Raw genomic sequence first — 19,253 nt, forward strand, 5'->3', positions numbered from 1 at the left:
CACACCAAACTCTTCAACTGATTTAACACGCTACCGCCCTCGGGTTCACAGCATCCCACGAGCTTATTTTTAAAATTTGAATTTTTTAATGACTATTCATAATCGTTTCAAATGCTGACCTTGTTAACGAAATTGTAATTATTTGTCATTTTTTCATGTCTTAAATCTGACTATATTTAGCCTCGATTTATTGGCCTCCATTATGAGTGATCAGTCACATTCTTTTCAAGAATTGTGCAAGGGAGAGTGGCTTTAAAGTATGGCATGTTTTAAAATCGAGACAATTACGGTCAATTTCATTCATTATCTGAACGTAATTCAGATAGTTTCTAAAAGTTAAAAAATTGACACGTCTCTAATATAAGAAATTAAAGACTTTGATATCATAGAGAGATAGGTGGGAAAAAATCATGGCAATGACCGAATTTATAAATGTCAAATAGTTGCTTTTTTTCTTTTTTATGAAAATAAATCAGAAAAAAGTGTAAGAAAGTTTTATTCCATCTCGCATTTAAAGTGTAAGCGTCATTATAATAGCGTCTTCTCTTCCCTTATCTGATGGGTAATAATTTTCTCTCCGGTCAATTTCATTAAACCCGACAGATTCATAGAGGTGAACCGCATTCTGATTACCGGCTCTAACTTCAAGCCATATACTTTCCGCTTTTTTCTGCTCACTGTATTCAGTCAAAAACTGAAGTAGTCGTCGGCCAAATCCTCTGTTCTGACACTCTTTGGCAATGGCAATGTTAAGCAAACTGACTTCGTCAACAATGTTCTGAGCATAAAAATAACCAATCACCAAATCCTCTTCCAGAATGACATGGTGGATCGCCCCTCGACTACTCAGATTGTTAATACTTGCTTTTGACCATGGATGAGAATGAACAAGCTGTTCAATTTGCCAAATCCGGTCAAGATGGCACGGCTTGGTTGGAATAATGGAAATCATATAATTGAGTACTCTACCTACCAGTCAAATCAGAGAAAAGATTTAATACAAACTCTCACTAAAGCAAAGTATTCTTCCAGAAATTTTCTTTACTTATCACAAACAAAAAAATAGCCATGGGTATCCATTTGCCCATGACTATCTCTGTAATTAACAAATAATCTTAATCGGCACCAAACAGATCACGCGTATACACTTTATCTTCTACCTCGGAAAGCACATCCGCCATACGATTAGAGACGATGACATCAGACATCTGTTTAAACTCTTCAATATCTCGAATCACCCGGGAATTAAAGAACAAATCGTCTTTCATAACAGGCTCATAAACAACAACTTCAACACCTTTAGCTTTCAACCGTTTCATGATGCCCTGGATAGATGAAGCCCGGAAATTATCAGATCCAGCTTTCATAATTAAACGATAAATCCCTACCACTTTAGGGGAACGTTTCAAAATACTGTCCGCAATAAAATCTTTACGGGTCCGGTTTGCATCGACAATAGCACCGATAATATTATTTGGTACCGCATCATAATTGGCCAGCAACTGCTTAGTATCTTTCGGCAAACAATAACCACCATAACCAAATGAAGGATTATTATAATGACTTCCTATACGAGGATCTAAACATACTCCCTGAATGATCTGCTTACTATCCAGTCCATACGCTTCCGCATACGAATCCAACTCATTAAAGTAAGCCACTCGCATCGCCAGATAGGTATTTGAAAATAACTTAACCGCTTCCGCTTCGGTCGAATTGGTAAACAAGACTTCAATGTTCTCTTTCTTAGCCCCTTGCATTAACAAATGAGCAAATTTTTCAGCCCGCTGACTTTGCTCACCAACAATAATACGGGAAGGGTACAGGTTGTCGTACAGGGCCTTACCTTCTCTCAAAAATTCAGGTGAAAAGATCAGATTATCGCAACTTAATTGTTCTTTTATTTTTTGCGTATAGCCAACTGGAACCGTAGATTTAATTACCATGACAGCATTAGGATTAATAGACATCACATCATTAATAACAGCTTCCACAGAAGAGGTATTAAAATAATTGGTCTTGGGATCGTAATCCGTTGGGGTAGCAATGATCACATAATCAGCATCAACATATGCTTCTTCTTTATCTAACGTGGCCTTGAAGTCAAGATTTTTTTCAGAGAGAAACATTTCGATTTCTCTATCGACGATCGGTGACTGCTTGTTATTTAACATCGTCACTTTTTCCTCAATAAGATCCAAAGCAACAACTTTATTATGTTGTGCTAATAACATCGCATTTGATAGGCCAACGTAACCCGTCCCTGCTACAGCAATTTTCATATCAACCTCACTACCTGACAACTGTTGTTGTGATTATTAAAAATAAGACACCAATAGTACCGAGGGCCAATACTATAAGAAAAGAGGAAAATGTACTAATATTCTGGAAATTTACGACGTGTAAAAGTTCTGAGACTAATTTCATTGAAAATCAACTTTGAATTCCATTTTGTAATCAATTAGTTAAACGCCATCCCTACCCAAATTAACCTGAATCTGCTGCCAAAGATAACGCTTCGCCTGAGTATTATGGTTCATGTCTGACAATAAAGACGATTCCAGAATTTTATGAGAACCTATGAATGGCTTCTGAGTACGACATCCTGAAAACCAGATCCATTCAAGGCTCTCATAATCGACCAAATTTAACTTTTCCGGGTAAACATGCCGGATATTCTGCAACTGAACCTGAAAACTACCTGCTATTTTTTCCAGTAAAGTGATCTCTTCTGAGGTTGCCGGTTTAACAGGACAAATAAATAACACATCCACTCGGCTATCCGGTTTCACCTTATGGACATCGTAATTTATCAGTCTTTCAGGGTATGACAGAATCCAGTTATCGAGTCCCATTTCATCTAAATAGCAAAGATTGTCTTTCATTTATGTTCAATCATCCCATTGACTACCCAGCCAAACCAGTCCGGCTTGGACTCTATTTCACCCAGATAATACTCATATCCCCACAACTCGTTGCCATATGGACTGAAGCCAAACTCTTGGTATTTCTCATCGCCTTCAGATCCAAAACACGCTGGATATCCTAACTCCCCCAGAGTATTCATGGCTTCCTGAATCAACGAAATCTTAATATCTGTTTCCCCGATATGTTCAGAACTCACGGTTATCGGCGTCATAATTTGCCAGGTACTTTCCACACCGTCACATATAACCGGCCTGAAAGCAACATGTCCGATAACCTTCCCCTCATCACTACAGACAACAAGAGATAAAGTCAAAGAAGCATTTTCCCTCATTGTCATTATGTCACCGGCTAATCTATCGTCATTCGCATGCTCTTTCAACAAGCTATCAATAAGCAAAATATCAGCAGGTGCTTCAGTTCGTATAAGCATTCGGTTTTCGTTCCTTACCGGGTTGCGGTGATGATGAATTTTCAAGCCCTTTATACACGAAGTCAGCCAATTCTTTTATTGATATTTGCATCAATTTTGGTAATCCATCAAAATCCACATTATCAAGTAAATTTTTTACTTCTAGCCCCAGTTCTGTATCCCCTTCAATGACCAACCTACGCTGAAAAAACAGAGTATCCGGATCCTCTTTCCGTCCTGCAATTAACACAAGATCATTCAAATTTCCTGAAAAAGTTACATCGGCAACATGGCCATTGTTCAGACTATCGACAATAAGATGGCCCTGTTTAAAACTGATCAATTTATAAACATTGAGGTCTTTTATACCGACTTTCAGCCACTTATCTTCAAGAAATTCAAAATCCCCTTCTTCAATAGCTTCTTTACAAACGTATTTAAGAAAAGAAAGAAGGGCTTTTTTTTGCAAAGTATCCGGTAAAAACTGGACTGGAGGTCTCAAAATTGATGCTGAGTTCTCGACTATTCGCCGATGGATATTGTTAATCATACCGATTCTCCGATAATTTATCTCAACAAACTATACTAATAAATGACTAGCTGCAACACGGTGCTTAACGTCAAAGTTATTAGTGATTTATACGCTTTCTTCCAACTTTAAAGAAAGTTATAGTAGATTACATTGAACCGTAATCGTCAGGCTGCCTGCACATTCACAGAGTAATTTTTAGTGCCAATTTCCGAAGAACTTAAATTTTGGTTTACCGAGTTAACATCACATAGTCCATTCTTCTTTGCATTAATCGATGCAACCTTTCGTTATGCATTCGTAAATCACCGATATGAAGAAATATCAGATCTTTCACAGGAAGAAATGATTGGTTTAAGTGACAGAAAAATCTTTGGCAACAGCTATTATAATCAGGTAAAGCCCCTCTATGATCAGGCTCTGAACGGTCTTCGGGTCGAGTCTGAAATCAACTTCAAGATCAATGATATCGACAACAGTGTATTCTGCATCATTTTCAGCATAAGTGACAAAGACGATAAGAAATACTTGCTGTTTCAGGGTATCGATATTTCAGATAAAGTTCTTTTGTCACAATCTCTGTCTGAGTCTGAAGGAAAATTTAATGCTTTGCTCCATTCAGTAAGTGATGGGGTAATTCTTGCCGACCAAAACACGATCCTTTCTATTAACCCAGCCGCAACAAAACTGCTGGGATATGAATCAGCCGAAGAGTTGCTGGGAGAAACCCTTAATGCATTATTCATAGATAAAACATCAAAAGATCCTTACAAGATTGAAATAACCAATCTTCTTCGGCAGCAATCATCTATTGAATGTCTCACCAGTTCAATATGTGATTCAACTAAGCCAGTTAAACTGAGATACAGCAGTTCCTCTTTACTGGGCACTTCTGTTGATTTTATTTTTCTCAAAGATTTATCACAGCCAAGTGCAAATCTGACAAAACAAATTGACAAGAATCCCAAAAATATCATTTCAACAACCGAACTCACTATTGACTCTTTAACAGGATTATATAATCGTAGTGGTTTTATCAAACGATTAGATCTGTTGATAAAAGATAAAACACCGCTAATTCTTTACTATATCGATATTGATAATTTTAAGAATATCAACGACTCTCTTGGTCATACTATTGGCGATAAAGTTATCCGGGAAATATCAACACGGTTAAAACGAACGGTCCCTTCAGACGCTGTACTAGGCCATCTTGGTGCCGATGAATTTGCTGTTATTTTACCCGAACCTCCAATGCCTGAAATTGAAACGCAGCTTGCCGAGAAAATTATTGCTCTGATCAATGAACCCTTCAATCTGAATTATTTTAGCAAGCGCCTTGCCTGCTCGATTGGTACCGTCTCATTTCCTGAAAATGGTACCGATGCCAGAAATCTTCTGCAAAATGCCGATACGGCCATGTATGAAGCTAAATCCCGTGGACGAAACCGAACCATAGCTTTCGAAGAGCGAATGAATAAAGAAGCCAGAACCCGGTTATGGCTGGAAATTGAATTGCAAAAAGCCCTGCAACAAAATGGACTGGAAGTCTGGTATCAGCCAAAAGTCAGTGCACGAGATTACAGTATAAATGGCGCAGAAGCACTGATTCGCTGGAAACACCCAGTTGAAGGATACATTAGTCCCGGAGCCTTTATCCCTGTCGCGGAAAAAGCTGGGCTAATTGAGCAGGTTGGCCGGGTCGTCATGAGAGAAGTATTCGCTACTGTAAAACGGTGGAATCAACAAAAGATTTTACCCGGGAAAGTGGCAATCAACCTGTCACCAGAACAGTTTGGTAATCCTAAATTGATTAAATATATGTCTCAATTGTTAAATGCTACCCGGCTAGAACCTTCATGCATCACCTTCGAGCTAACGGAAACAGCAGTAATGAGTGATGGTGACCATACCATTCAAATGCTGAATTCCATCAAAAAACTGGGATTTACCCTGTCCATCGATGACTTTGGAACAGGCTATTCATCATTGTCTTATCTTGCCCGCTTTCCTATCGATGAACTAAAAATAGACAGGGCATTTATTACAGATGTGGATACTCTGCCTAAACAGGTAACCGTTATTGAAAATATAATCAACCTTGGTAAGTCATTGAATCTAAGTGTTGTTGCTGAAGGGGTAGAAACACAAAGTCAGGCCCAATTACTCTCCAGCCTCAACTGCCACTCTATTCAGGGTTTTCATTTTTATCGGCCACAACCTAGAAACGAAGTTGAAATATTATTCGCAAAGCAGATGAGAAGACGGTGAACATAATGACCTTTTGAGTCTAAATCTGGCTCATATCAAACTTTAAATACTTTTTTTTACCTAGAATACATATGTTTATATTCTACAAAATGAGTTCATATGGAGTTGTTATGCCCAGCAGGTAGTTTACCTGCTCTCAAAGCAGCGATTGATCATGGAGCCGATGCTGTCTATATCGGATTTAAAGATGATACCAACGCTCGCCATTTCGCTGGATTAAATTTCACAGGAAAACGTTTAGATAATGCGATCAATTATACTAAACAGCACAGAAAAAAAATCCATATTGCCATCAATACTTTTGCCCATCCAAACCGTTTTAAGACATGGACTCAGGCAGTGGATAAAGCCGCCGACTTAGGCATAGATGCTCTGATATTAGCCGATATATCTATTCTGGAATACGCTACAGAAAAATACCCACATATTGACCTTCACTTGTCCGTTCAAGCCTCAGCCACTAATAAAGCAGCAATCCGATTTTACACCGAAAACTTTAATATTAAACGGGTGGTATTACCACGAGTATTATCCATGCCACAAGTAAAACAACTATCAACCGAGCTAGGTAGCAATGCCGAATTAGAAGTCTTTGCTTTTGGCAGTCTTTGTATTATGTCGGAAGGACGGTGCTATTTATCCTCTTATCTCACAGGAGAGTCACCCAATACTGTTGGAGCTTGCTCACCAGCCCGGTTTGTTCGCTGGCAGGAAACAGAAAGCGGACTTGAATCTCGATTAAATGGTGTACTCATCGATCTCTATAAACATGGAGAGAATGCCGGGTATCCAACCCTGTGTAAGGGGCGGTTCTGTACAACCAATAAGGGTGAAAAAAAGTGTTACCACACGCTTGAAGAACCAACCAGTTTAAATACTCTAGGGCTTCTTCCTGAATTATTTTCCGCTAACATTGCATCAGTCAAAATTGAGGGGCGGCAGAGAAGTCCGGCTTATGTCGCCGAAGTGACCAAAGTGTGGCGCAAAGCCATTGATGACTATCAGCGCCATCAACATGACTACTCAGTAAAACCAGAATGGAACCGCGCTTTAGAAAATCTTTCAGAAGGAACACAAACAACGCTTGGTGCTTATCATAGAAAATGGCAATGAGGAGATGAGAATGAAATATTCTTTAGGGCCAATTCTGTATTTTTGGTCAAAAAATGACATCAATGCATTCTATAACGCCGCTTTAGACAGTGATGCAGATATCATTTATTTAGGTGAAACCGTCTGCTCAAAACGAAGAGAGTTGAAACCGGCCGAATGGGTAGAACTGGCAAAATCACTAGCAAATTCAGGTAAGCAGGTCGTTCTGTCAACCATGGCTCTGTTAGAATCCAGCAGGGAAATCGATGTAATGAAAACGTATATTGATAATGGTGGACTACAAATAGAAGCTAATGATATGTCTGCCATCCAGTTGGCTACCGATAAAGGGGTGCCTTTTGTTGCCGGTCCTGCTATTAATGCTTACAACGCCCATACACTGAAAGTTTTATTAAATAAAGGAATGACCCGGTGGTGCATGCCGGTGGAGCTTTCCAGAGACTGGTTAAAAAATACGCTACAACAATGCGAAGAATTAGGTATCAGAAATCAGTTCGAGGTGGAAATTTTCGGGTACGGGTACCTTCCATTAGCTTACTCTGCCAGGTGTTTCACTGCCAGAGCCGAAAACCGCCCCAAAGATCAGTGTAAAAAATGTTGTCTGAATTATCCAAACGGTATTTTAGTAGAAAGTCGGGAAGGAGAAGAAATTTTTACACTCAACGGGATTCAGACACAATCAGGACACTGCTACAACCTGATTAATGAGCTGCCTTCTATGCATGATATGATCGATGTTGTTCGTCTCAGTCCACTCAGTATTGATACCTGCAGTTATATTCGTGACTTCAAAGCTAACGAGACAGGTAGTCACCCGGCGTTATTATCCAATAAGGAATGCAACGGCTACTGGCATCAGTTATCCGGTATGGAAACATTCACTCCGTGATATGAGCAATACCATTGATGACAACCTAAATCACCTGAAACTATTGTGTTCAGGTGATATCGGCACATATCGTAATCCTTACACTTTTTCTTTCCCCTTGATCTGTAGGGCTTTCAGATGGTGATAAATTTTTTCCAGCTCAAGCATGGCATATCGATTTTCAATATACTCATAAATATTAAACGACAAAGACAACTTATAAAGTGCAATCGCATCTGCATATTGACCTTTCATCTGATAACGTTTAGCCAGGTAGAAATAAGCTTCAGTTAACCTCTGAGCTAACACCGTATTATCTTTGGTACTATCAAGAATTTGCTTAAACGTCTGGCTATCAGCTTTGGGGTTAAGCATCATCCTGACAAGAGACCATCCCCATACATCTGGGTGATGTTCAGAATAAGTTCGCTTAAGATCCGCTTTCGCTTTTACCGGATCCAATTCACTTTCGATAATATAGACCCACAAGTAATGAAATGGTGCTTCAACCTTATCTGGTTTTACCTGTTCAAGAGGTTCTATAGCCAACTTTGGCCTCTGACCATAATACAGCGCGATGGCCTGATTTCTTTTCGCAAACGCGTTTTTCGCATTTAACTCAATTGCGGAATCAAATGCCTCATATGCTGAATCAAACTGCCCGGTTTCAGTATAATAAACCCCAAGCATATTAAACGCTTCGGACTGAGCAGGATTCAGATCTAAAGAACGCTCTAAATCAAGGCGGGCTAAATTCTTAAGCCCCACAGAATCGTATAAATCGCCTCTTTCTAAAAACATTTTAGCCCTGACATCATCAGGTATATTTTTCCGGCCTAATAATTCTGTCAATTGAGCAATTTTGACTTCTTTGTCCAGACTGACCTGAACAGGTCTTGCCATCGGGGGATACAACCAACGGATATTTTCTGAGTTTTGCTTATCCGATGATGCACATCCTAACAGAACCATACTACTCAGAATGATCGATAACCATTTCACGGCATTGATTTCCTTAAATAAAAAGGGAGCATACTGCTCCCTTTATAACATGCTTTTCAGGTAAAAAGCGAACTCGTAGAAAACAACCTACACAGTCCTGACATTAATTACTAAGCAGAAGGTTGTTCTGAAGAATCTTCTGTCACGTTTTCTTCAGCTTTAGGTTCTGTTTTTTCAACCGCCGCTTTCATACTCAAGCGAATACGGTTCTGACGGTCAATTTCCAGTACTTTAACCTGAACTTCCTGACCTTCTTTCAGATAATCGCTCACTTTATCAACCCGCTCTTCAGCGATCTGTGAAATATGCACTAAGCCATCTTTACCAGGCAAAATAGTGACAAAAGCACCGAAATCAGCCAGACGGGCTACTTTACCGGTATAAATACGACCAACTTCCACTTCAGCAGTAATCTCTTCGATACGACGAATAGCTTCTTTAGCAGCTAAACCATCAGTTGCAGCGACTTTAACAGTACCATCATCATCAATTTCAATGGTTGTACCGGTTTCTTCAGTCAGCGCCCGGATCACAGCCCCACCTTTACCAATCACATCTTTGATCTTATCTGCGCTGATCTTCATTTTATGAATTCGTGGTGCAAATTCAGAAATATCTTCACGTGCAGAACCAATTGCCTGATCCATAACGGAAAGAATGTGCATGCGCGCACCTTTTGCCTGGTTGAGTGCAATCTGCATAATTTCTTTGGTGATACCTTCAATTTTGATATCCATTTGCAGCGCCGTAACCCCGGTAGAAGTACCTGCAACTTTAAAGTCCATATCACCCAGATGGTCTTCATCACCAAGGATATCTGAAAGAACAACGAAATCATCGCCTTCTTTTACCAGTCCCATAGCAATGCCGGCAACCGATGATTTGATTGGCACACCAGCATCCATAAGAGCAAGAGAAGAACCACAAACCGATGCCATTGATGATGAACCGTTAGATTCTGTAATTTCAGAAACAACGCGGACCGTATATGGGAAATCATCCACGGAAGGCATAACAGCTGCGATACCACGTTTCGCAAGACGACCATGGCCAATTTCACGACGCTTAGGAGAACCGACAAAACCGGTTTCACCTACGCAGTATGGTGGGAAGTTATAGTGAAGAAGGAAATGATCTTTACGCTCACCAGTCAGTTCATCAATGATCTGAGCATCACGCTGAGTACCGAGTGTTGCCGTTACGATTGCCTGTGTTTCGCCACGGGTAAACAAGGCAGAACCATGAACCCTTGGAAGAACGCCTGTACGAACGTCTAACGCACGAACCATGTCTTTTTCACGACCATCGATACGGGGAGCACCGGAAAGGATACGACTACGTACCACTTTTTTCTCCAGAGAATGAAGCATATTATGCAGTTCATTTTCATCCAGAGATTCATCCTGCTCCAGTAAAATACGAACAACATCTTCTTTGATTACGTTAACCTGGTCATAACGGGCCATTTTTTCAGTAATCTGATAAGCTTCAGTGAAACGGCTTTCTGCCAATTCAGCAATTTTCTCTTTCAGAGGCTCATTAGTAACCGGAGCTGTCCATTCCCACGCAGGAGTGGCAACTTCCGCAGCAAATTCGTTAATCGCATTAACAACCGCCTGTTGCTGCTCGTGACCATATACAACCGCAGCCAGCATCTCTTCTTCAGAAAGAATGTCCGCTTCTGATTCAACCATCAGTACCGCATTTTGAGTACCAGCCACAACCAGATCCAAACGAGAGGTTTCCAGCTCAGCCTGACTTGGGTTCAGAACAAGCTGACCGTCGATATGACCGACACGTGCCGCACCGATAGGACCATTAAAAGGAATGCCGGAAACAGCAAGAGCAGCAGAAGTACCAATCAATGCTGGAATATCAGGCTGAACATCTGGATTAACCGCCATAACAGTTGCAATGATCTGAACTTCATTCGTGAAACCTTCAGGAAACAAAGGACGGATAGGACGGTCAATAAGACGTGCTGTCAGTGTTTCACCTTCAGACGGACGACCTTCACGTTTAAAGAAACCACCGGGAATTTTACCTGCCGCATAAGTCCGTTCCTGATAATTGACCGTCAATGGGAAGAAATCCTGACCTTCTACAGCTTCTTTTTTACCAACAACAGAAACAAATACGGAAGTGTCATCCATTGTCACCATAACAGCGGAAGTCGCCTGACGGGCAATCACACCGGTTTCTAGAGTCACGGTATGATTACCGTACTGGAATTTTTTAACTACGGGTTTTTCAAACATTCATTTTTCCTTTTTCCGGATTGATCCGGATAGTGTTATCAATACACTCAAGGCATTACGAATCGCGACTAGTAAGAAGAAGCTAGTGATAACACCTTCTTAATAGTCGCGACCATCTGGCCGACATTAGTGACTGTAGTGCTTTGAGTATTTTATTGCTTTTTTTCTGCAATAAGCAGGTAGTATAAACTACTTACCTGAATTTTTGTTAAACTTAGATACTAAAAAAGGGGCTTAAAGCCCCTTTTTTAACAAACTCTTCTTAGCGACGTAGGCCCAGACGTTTGATTAGTGCGTGATAGCGTTCCAGATCCTTACCTTTCAGGTAATCCAGAAGTTTACGACGGCTTGAAACCATACGCAGAAGACCACGACGGCTATGGTGATCGCCTTTGTGTTCCTGGAAGTGACCCTGAAGGTGGTTAATAGAAGCAGTCAGTAGTGCTACCTGTACTTCTGGTGAACCTGTATCGCCTTCGCTACGTGCATATTCAGCAACGATTGCTGCTTTAGTTTCTGCATTCAGAGACATATTTCTCTCCTGAGAGTTAAGTTTATGTTTGTGTCAGCCAATCTCTGATTCAGCCGACACGAGGAAGCGGGATTATAGAGTATCTGCTACTGACTGTCTAGTACTCAGAAGAACCGAATCTACTGCTAAAAAATTATTTTCTGACAACCAGTCTTTTGGGTGCGACCTTACCATCGTGATCAATTTCACCGACACCAAGAAAACACTTTTCTTCTCCAGCCGTGATTCGCACCTGACCGGAAACCGGACTTCCCGAGACCTGAACGGCTTGGCCGTGTAATACCATTTCGGCCAATTCAGCAATAACATTCACTTCAGGTAACGCTTCAACGGCGGTATCCATTGGTAACAATAATGGGTCCAACAATTCTCTTGGCTGAACATCCTGAGAATGCGCCACCTCCAGCAATGCTTCTAACTGTTCAAGCGTCACCATTTTTTCGTATGGATAGCGGCCGACTTCGGTCCGGTGCAAGCTGGTTACATGAGCACCGCAGCCCAGCATTTCACCAAGATCATCGACAATGGTCCGAATATACGTCCCTTTAGAGCAATGAATATCCATTTCAATTTCATCGTTATCAAAACGCAGTAACCGGATATCATATACGGTTATTTTTCTGGGTTCTCTAGGAATATCAATCCCCTGCCGGGCATATTCATATAAAGGCTTGCCCTGATATTTCAATGCAGAGAACATGGATGGCACCTGGTCGGTTTCCCCCCGAAAGTGTTCAATCTTGTCGAGTAAATCCTGCTGACTGACGTGAACATCGCGGGTCTGGACCACGTCACCGTCTGAATCGGACGTATTCGTCCGCTGCCCCAGTCTGGCAATGACGATGTAGCGCTTATCCGAATCCAGAAGAAACTGAGAAAATTTGGTCGCTTCACCAAGACAAATGGGTAACATGCCGGTCGCCAGCGGATCCAATGCGCCGGTATGACCGGCTTTTTCGGCAAAATAAATACGCTTCACTTTCTGAAGCGCATCATTTGATGAAATGCCTGTCGGCTTATCTAACAGGACGATACCATCAACAGGGCGTCCTTTACGACGTCTGGCCATTACTCATCATCTCCACGTCCGGCTGCCTGTTTTTTCATCTTATCGTTACTGACTACTTCGGATACCAGATTCGACATTTTCATGCCGTCGACCAGAGTATTGTCATAAACAAAACGAATTTCAGGTGTTAATCTCAGGCGGATTTGTTTGCCTAATAACATGCGGATATGAACTTCGTGTTCCTTCAGCGCATTCAGACAACTTTCCGGTGTCTGCTCACCAACACACAAAAAAGTCACATAAACTTTTGCATAGGCCAGATCTCTGGAAACCTGAACTTCTGAGATGGTCACCATTCCCAAACGTGAATCACGAATTTCACGCTGCAGGATCATCGCTAATTCTTTTTGCAGTTGCTGGGCAACTCGCTGTGTACGACTAAATTCTTTAGACATATGTTCTCTCACTATAGAAAGAATGGGGGGATGGATATACCAGCCCCCCATGGCGTATACAACAACCTTTACCGCTTCTTCACTGAAGCCGTAATTGTCGATTAATCGTCAATTGAACGTTTAATTTCAACCGTTTCGAAAACCTCGATCTGGTCACCGACCCGAACATCATTGTAGTTTTTAACACCGATACCACATTCGTATCCGTTCTTAACTTCCATGACATCATCTTTGAAACGACGTAATGATTCCAGCTCACCTTCGTAAATAACAACGTTTTCACGCAGAACACGAATTGGGTTATTACGTTTGATGAGACCTTCCGTCACCATACATCCGGCAATCGCACCCAGCTTCGGTGATTTGAACACATCACGCACTTCAGCAAGACCAATGATTTCCTGCTTGAATTCTGGCGCAAGCATACCACTCATCGCCTGTTTCACTTCATCAATCAACTGATAGATGATCGAGTAGTAACGAAGATCCAGATGTTCAGCTTCAATCGTTTTACGCGCAGAAGCATCCGCACGAACGTTAAAGCCAAGGATAATCGCATCAGAAGCTGCTGCCAGCGTCGCATCAGTTTCCGTGATACCACCCACACCGGAACCAACAATGCTGACTTTCACTTCATCGGTAGACAGTTTAACCAATGCATCGGAAATGGCTTCAACTGATCCCTGAACGTCCGCTTTCAGTACCACGTTCAACTCAGCGACTTCACCAGCCGCCATATTAGAGAACATGTTCTCCAGTTTGGCTTTCTGCTGACGGGCCAGTTTCACTTCACGGAATTTACCCTGGCGGTAGTTAGCTACTTCACGGGCTTTGCGTTCATCACGTACCACTGTTGCCTCATCACCGGCAACAGGAACACCCGATAAACCAAGGACTTCCACAGGAATCGATGGGCCGGCTTCGAGCACTTCGTTACCCAATTCATCGCGCATCGCACGAACACGACCATATTCCTGACCACAAAGAAGAATGTCACCTTTGTGTAGCGTACCGGACTGAACCAAAATCGTCGCAACAGGACCACGACCTTTATCAAGACGTGATTCAACAACGACACCGGAAGCCATACCGTCTTTCACGGCTGTCAGCTCAAGGACTTCGGCCTGAAGCAGAATCGCTTCTAACAGCGCATCGATGTTTGTTCCCTGTTTTGCAGAGATATGAACAAACATGTTATCACCGCCCCACTCTTCAGGGATGATGTCATACTGAGCCAATTCGGTTTTCACATTATCCGGGTTGGCATCTTCTTTATCGATCTTGTTCACAGCAACGATCAAAGGAACGCCAGCGGCTTTCGAGTGCTGAATGGCTTCAATTGTCTGAGGCATCACACCGTCATCGGCTGCCACAACCAGTACCACGATATCCGTAGATTGAGCACCACGGGCACGCATTGCCGTAAATGCGGCGTGTCCGGGAGTATCCAGGAAGGTGATCATGCCATTATCGGTTTCAACATGATAGGCACCGATATGCTGGGTAATACCACCGGCTTCGCCAGAAGCCACGTGAGCCCGGCGGATATAATCCAGTGTCGATGTTTTACCGTGGTCAACGTGACCCATAATGGTCACAACCGGAGCGCGTGGAACCGCATCCGACGTGCTGTCACGATCAGACAGAACCTGCTCTTCCAGTTCGTTTTCTTTACGAATTACAACTTTGTGACCCATTTCTTCCGCCACTAATTGCGCCGTTTCCTGATCGATCACCTGATTAATGGTTGCCATTGCGCCCATTTTCATCATCACTTTGATGACTTCGGTCGCTTTCACAGACATTTTCTGAGCCAGCTCAGACACTATGACGGTTTCCCCAATCACAACTTCCTGTTTCTGAACCACTGCATTTTTGTCAAAACCATGTTGCATTGAAGATGGCTTGGCGATACGTCCTTTGCGTTTGCCTTTGCGAGAGTCACGTTCCTGACGATCATCATTCTTAGACATTTTACGCTTATTCGCTTTGGTACGACGACGGCCACCTTCCTCACGACGGTCTGCTTCATCTTCCGCTTCTCGTGCATAACTAGAAGTCGTCACATGGTAATCTGTTTTTTCCTCTTCCATATCACCTTTTTTCTCTTGTTCCGCAGACCAACGCTCTTTATTTTTTTCAGCCAATTCGCGTGCTTTTTCAAGCTGTCGCTGACTTTCCTCTTCAGCCTTACGCCTTGCTTCTTCATCCCGGCGGCGTTGTAATGCTTCGGCTTCTTTTCGCGCTGCCTCTTGCTTAGATTTTTCTTCATCAGAAAGCTCAGCCACTTCCTGCTGTACATTCGCTTTACGTTTTGCTTGTTCTTCCGCGTCACGCTTCGCTTTTTCTTCTACGTCACGTTTCGCTTTCTCTTCTGCTTCACGTTTCGCTTTCTCTTCTGCTTCACGTTTCGCTTTCTCTTCTGCTTCACGTTTCGCTTTCTCTTCTGCTTCACGTTTCGCTTTCTCTTCCGCTTCACGTTTCGCTTTCTCTTCTGCTTCACGTTTCGCTTGTTCTTCCGCTTCACGCTTCGCTTCATCTTCTATTGCACTACGCTTGACGTACGTACGTTTTTTACGTACCTCGACCTGCACATTTTTACTTTTACCGCTTCCGGCACTAACACTTAATGTGCTGCGCGTTTTACGCTGAAGTGTTAAACGAGTTGGCGATGTCTCGTTAGATTCATCACCATTGCCTTTACGAAGAGAAGTCAGTAATTGCTGCTTCTCTTCTTCTGAGATTGTATCAGAACTCGTCTTTTTCATTCCAGCTTCGGCAAGTTGTTCTATTAAGCGGTCAACAGGTGTACCTATTTCGTCACTCAGTGCTTTTACTGTAAATTGTGTCATGCCGCTTTCTCCCCTTGCTGAAATTATGCATCTTCTTCTTCGCCGAACCAACAAATATTACGAGCAGCCATAATAAGTTCACCGGCTCTCTCTTCTGTCAGATCTTCGATGCCTTCCAGATCATCAATGCCCTGTTCTGCTAATTCTTCTAACGTTGAAACGCCTTTCGCTGCTAGCTTATAAGCCATATCACGCTCTAACCCTTCCAGGTTTAATAAATCTTCAGCAGGCTCTACACCTGAATACGATTCTTCTTTGGCCAAGGCAAGAGTAGTTAAAGCATCTTTCGCCCGGGAACGCAATTCTTCGACTAAATCTTCATCCAGTCCGTCAACTTCAAGCAACTCATTAACCGGAACATACGCAACTTCTTCCAGGGTTGAAAAACCTTCCTCAACAAGAAGCTCTGCGAAGTCCTGTTCAATATCAAGATGTTTCATGAACGTTTCAATCGATTCCAGGGATTCTTCCTGATGTTTTTTCTGAAGATCATCTACTGTCATAACGTTCAGTTCCCAACCAGTTAACTGAGAAGCTAAACGAACGTTCTGACCGTTACGACCAATGGCCTGAGCCAGGTTATCGGCTTCAACCGCAATATCCATTGAATGCGCATCTTCATCAACAATAATGGATGCCACATCAGCAGGAGCCATGGCATTAATAACAAACTGAGCAGGATTATCATCCCATAAAACGATATCAATACGTTCGCCGCCGAGCTCACCGGAAACAGCCTGAACGCGAGCGCCTCTCATACCAACACAGGCACCAACAGGATCAATGCGTTTATCGTTTGTTTTTACAGCAATTTTGGCACGAGAGCCAGGATCTCGAGCAGCACCTTTCAGTTCAATCAGCTCTTCACCAATCTCAGGCACTTCGACTCTGAATAATTCTTCAAGCATCTCAGGCTTAGAGCGGGTAATAAATAACTGAAAACCTCTTGCTTCCGGTCTTACCGCATATAATAGGCCCCTGACACGATCACCACTACGGAAGTTTTCCCGGGGTAATTGATCATCACGTAAAATTACCGCTTCCGCGTTATTTCCCAGATCAAGGATAACCGCATCACGATTTACTTTTTTTACTACACCGGTAACCAGATCACCTTCGTTATCAATGAACTGTTCAACAATTTGTGCACGCTCAGCCTCACGAACTTTCTGAACGATAACCTGTTTTGCTGTCTGAGTTGTGATACGGTCAAAAGTGACAGATTCAATCTCTTCTTCAACATAATCGCCAAGCTCAATCGAATCATCATCATAACTTGCGGCGTCGAAAGACATCTCTTTCGTCGGATTCTGAACTTCTTCAACGACTAACCAACGACGGAAAGTATCAAATTCACCAGTTTTACGGTCAATCGCCACCCGGACGTCAATTTCAAGTTCATATTTTTTCTTTGTTGACGTAGCAAGAGCAATCTCTAAAGCTTCAAAAATTCTCTCACGAGGTACCGCTTTTTCATTCGATACTGCTTCTACTACCGCTAAAATCTCTTTACTCATCTTTTAGAGCCTCTACGTTAAGACTTAAAATTTAGGGATTAGGTTAGCTTTAGCTATGTTGCTAAGCGCAAAATGTTCATTTTCTCCATCAACGAGAATCGTCACCGTTTCACCGTCAATTGAGTCAATAACACCTTTCCACTTACGTCTGTTATTCATAGCCATTTTTAATACGATGCTGACCTCGTGACCAACAAACTGCTCATAATGAGCAGCTTTAAAAAGTGGTCGTTCCAGCCCTGGAGAAGATACCTCTAAGTTATACGCAACAGAGATAGGATCTTCTACGTCAAGCACTGCACTCACCTGGCGACTTACATCTGCGCAATCATCTACATTGATCCCATTTTCATGATCAATGTAAATACGAAGCGTTGAATGTGCGCCCGCACGAACGAACTCCAATCCAACCAACTCATAGCCTAAAGCCATTACCGGCGCTTCCAGCATTTCAGTCAGTTGTCTTTCTAAGCCAGTCATTAAACCACTCCAGAAACAAAAAAAGGGCCCAGAGCCCAATAAACTTTCCAAGCATACACCTAAAACTTAGCGCAAACTCCATGGAGCGACACAAAATTTCAGATAATAAAAAACCCCGATAGTCGGGGTTTTTTATTGCTGGACCCTGATATATTGAAAACCTAAGGCTTTCAATAACAGTGTTCAATACACTGCAAACTTGCAAAACCCATATAAAATGGTTGCGGGGGCCGGATTTGAACCGACGACCTTCGGGTTATGAGCCCGACGAGCTACCAAGCTGCTCCACCCCGCGCCAATTGCTGCGCATATTAACCAATGCGAATCGTATTTACAAGTTTGTAAAGAATAATGGTGCCGAGAGAGGGACTCGAACCCTCACACCGAAGCGCTAGCACCTCATGCTAGTGTGTCTACCAATTTCACCATCTCGGCAATTCAATAATAAACAGCAAAAAACTAAGCTATTTATTCAGGAATCTCGTCGCTGTTATTTGTTTTAACAGGAACTTTTTTAACTGCCTTTTCTGCTTTTTTCTGTACCTGTTCCTGAAGAGCATCAGGAGCATACTGGGATTTTGATTTATGTGTAGACAGATTACCTAACACCAAGCTTATCACCAAGAAAATTAAAGCAAAAATTGTTGTCATCCGGGTTAAGAAATTACCCGAGCCACCAGAGCCAAATACAGTATTTGATGCTCCAGCCCCGAATGAAGCGCCCATATCTGCGCCTTTCCCTTGTTGAATCAACACCAGGCCAATGATAGCAATCGCTGCCAACAGGTAAAGCACAAGTAGAACTGTAAACATTACACCCACCTATGGTCCAAATTGTTGAGCCAGCGCCGTCCTCATTACCCTTTTCAGGTTATATTCAGAACAAAGCTAGCGCCCTCCCAATCAGAAGGTGGACGCAATACTAACGGAAGCCTTTAACGCTGACAAGTAATTATCCGGATTTTTTTTCGCATTGCTCTTCAAACGGTTAAAAAAGGGACATTTTGATCAATCCCAGCCAGATCATACA

At 42.3% G+C, this 19,253-nt stretch carries 17 protein-coding genes and 2 tRNA genes; 3 read left to right on the forward strand and 16 right to left on the reverse strand.

Annotation, left to right across the window (positions count from 1 at the left end; all coding sequences use genetic code 11):
• Positions 1-511 precede the first annotated feature (511 nt).
• The 5 genes from rimI to ubiT form a co-directional block, all read right to left on the reverse strand.
• Entirely contained in the window at positions 512-952 is a 441-nt protein-coding gene (rimI, locus tag LRQ06_RS04880) for a ribosomal protein S18-alanine N-acetyltransferase (RefSeq protein WP_232765304.1), read from the reverse strand.
• A 163-nt stretch (positions 953-1,115) separates the two neighbouring features.
• Positions 1,116-2,282, reverse strand: a complete 1,167-nt coding sequence (locus LRQ06_RS04885) for a nucleotide sugar dehydrogenase (protein ID WP_232765305.1) — start codon at positions 2,280-2,282, stop codon at positions 1,116-1,118.
• Between the two features lie 183 nt (positions 2,283-2,465).
• Positions 2,466-2,885 carry a DNA polymerase III subunit psi gene (locus LRQ06_RS04890; RefSeq protein WP_232765306.1) on the reverse strand — a complete coding sequence of 140 codons (420 nt, stop codon included), beginning with the start codon at positions 2,883-2,885 and terminating at the stop codon, positions 2,466-2,468.
• Complete coding sequence (locus tag LRQ06_RS04895) at positions 2,882-3,358, reverse strand: GNAT family N-acetyltransferase (RefSeq protein ID WP_232765307.1); 477 nt, start codon at positions 3,356-3,358, stop codon at positions 2,882-2,884. Before LRQ06_RS04895 ends, LRQ06_RS04890 begins: the two co-directional genes overlap by 4 nt.
• Positions 3,342-3,887 (reverse strand): ubiquinone anaerobic biosynthesis accessory factor UbiT, encoded by a 546-nt coding sequence (gene ubiT, locus LRQ06_RS04900; RefSeq protein WP_232765308.1) that lies wholly within the window; start codon positions 3,885-3,887, stop codon positions 3,342-3,344. Before ubiT ends, LRQ06_RS04895 begins: the two co-directional genes overlap by 17 nt.
• Positions 3,888-4,067: 180 nt before the next feature.
• Here ubiT and LRQ06_RS04905 point away from each other — a divergent pair, with 180 nt between their 5' ends.
• The 3 genes from LRQ06_RS04905 to LRQ06_RS04915 all read left to right on the forward strand — a co-directional run bounded on the left by LRQ06_RS04905 (position 4,068) and on the right by LRQ06_RS04915 (position 8,139).
• Positions 4,068-6,137, forward strand: a complete 2,070-nt coding sequence (locus LRQ06_RS04905) for a sensor domain-containing protein (protein ID WP_232765309.1) — start codon at positions 4,068-4,070, stop codon at positions 6,135-6,137.
• Positions 6,138-6,236: 99 nt separating this feature from the next.
• Positions 6,237-7,250 (forward strand): ubiquinone anaerobic biosynthesis protein UbiU, encoded by a 1,014-nt coding sequence (gene ubiU, locus LRQ06_RS04910; RefSeq protein ID WP_232765310.1) that lies wholly within the window; start codon positions 6,237-6,239, stop codon positions 7,248-7,250.
• A gap of 10 nt (positions 7,251-7,260) precedes the next feature.
• Positions 7,261-8,139: a U32 family peptidase gene (locus tag LRQ06_RS04915; protein ID WP_232765311.1), complete on the forward strand. Its 879-nt coding sequence runs from the start codon at positions 7,261-7,263 to the stop codon at positions 8,137-8,139.
• 78 nt (positions 8,140-8,217) lie between these two features.
• On the opposite strand, the gene nlpI is transcribed toward LRQ06_RS04915, so the two are convergent.
• The 11 genes from nlpI to secG all read right to left on the reverse strand — a co-directional run bounded on the left by nlpI (position 8,218) and on the right by secG (position 19,036).
• Positions 8,218-9,120: a lipoprotein NlpI gene (gene nlpI / locus LRQ06_RS04920; protein ID WP_308218814.1), complete on the reverse strand. Its 903-nt coding sequence runs from the start codon at positions 9,118-9,120 to the stop codon at positions 8,218-8,220.
• A gap of 110 nt (positions 9,121-9,230) precedes the next feature.
• On the reverse strand, positions 9,231-11,378 hold the full coding sequence (pnp, locus tag LRQ06_RS04925) for a polyribonucleotide nucleotidyltransferase (RefSeq protein WP_232765312.1): 2,148 nt from the start codon (positions 11,376-11,378) through the stop codon (positions 9,231-9,233).
• A gap of 262 nt (positions 11,379-11,640) precedes the next feature.
• On the reverse strand, positions 11,641-11,910 hold the full coding sequence (gene rpsO / locus LRQ06_RS04930; RefSeq protein ID WP_232765313.1) for a 30S ribosomal protein S15: 270 nt from the start codon (positions 11,908-11,910) through the stop codon (positions 11,641-11,643).
• Positions 11,911-12,043: 133 nt separating this feature from the next.
• Entirely contained in the window at positions 12,044-12,979 is a 936-nt protein-coding gene (gene truB / locus LRQ06_RS04935) for a tRNA pseudouridine(55) synthase TruB (protein ID WP_232765314.1), read from the reverse strand.
• A complete protein-coding gene (gene rbfA, locus LRQ06_RS04940) occupies positions 12,979-13,374 on the reverse strand; it encodes a 30S ribosome-binding factor RbfA (protein ID WP_232765315.1) in 396 nt (131 codons plus the stop codon). Before rbfA ends, truB begins: the two co-directional genes overlap by 1 nt.
• 101 nt (positions 13,375-13,475) lie before the next feature.
• Entirely contained in the window at positions 13,476-16,226 is a 2,751-nt protein-coding gene (gene infB, locus LRQ06_RS04945) for a translation initiation factor IF-2 (protein WP_232765316.1), read from the reverse strand.
• A 23-nt stretch (positions 16,227-16,249) separates the two neighbouring features.
• Positions 16,250-17,743: a transcription termination factor NusA gene (nusA, locus tag LRQ06_RS04950; RefSeq protein ID WP_232765317.1), complete on the reverse strand. Its 1,494-nt coding sequence runs from the start codon at positions 17,741-17,743 to the stop codon at positions 16,250-16,252.
• 24 nt (positions 17,744-17,767) lie between these two features.
• Complete coding sequence (gene rimP, locus LRQ06_RS04955) at positions 17,768-18,223, reverse strand: ribosome maturation factor RimP (protein ID WP_232765318.1); 456 nt, start codon at positions 18,221-18,223, stop codon at positions 17,768-17,770.
• A gap of 218 nt (positions 18,224-18,441) precedes the next feature.
• Positions 18,442-18,518: transfer RNA gene (locus LRQ06_RS04960), tRNA-Met, on the reverse strand.
• A 57-nt stretch (positions 18,519-18,575) separates the two neighbouring features.
• Positions 18,576-18,658, reverse strand: a tRNA-Leu gene (locus LRQ06_RS04965).
• Positions 18,659-18,691: 33 nt separating this feature from the next.
• Positions 18,692-19,036, reverse strand: coding sequence for a preprotein translocase subunit SecG (secG, locus tag LRQ06_RS04970; RefSeq protein ID WP_232765319.1), 345 nt, complete (start codon positions 19,034-19,036; stop codon positions 18,692-18,694).
• Positions 19,037-19,253 lie beyond the last annotated feature (217 nt).

The sequence above is a fragment of the Vibrio salinus genome, from assembly GCF_021272385.1.
Lineage (GTDB): Bacteria > Pseudomonadota > Gammaproteobacteria > Enterobacterales > Vibrionaceae > Vibrio > Vibrio salinus.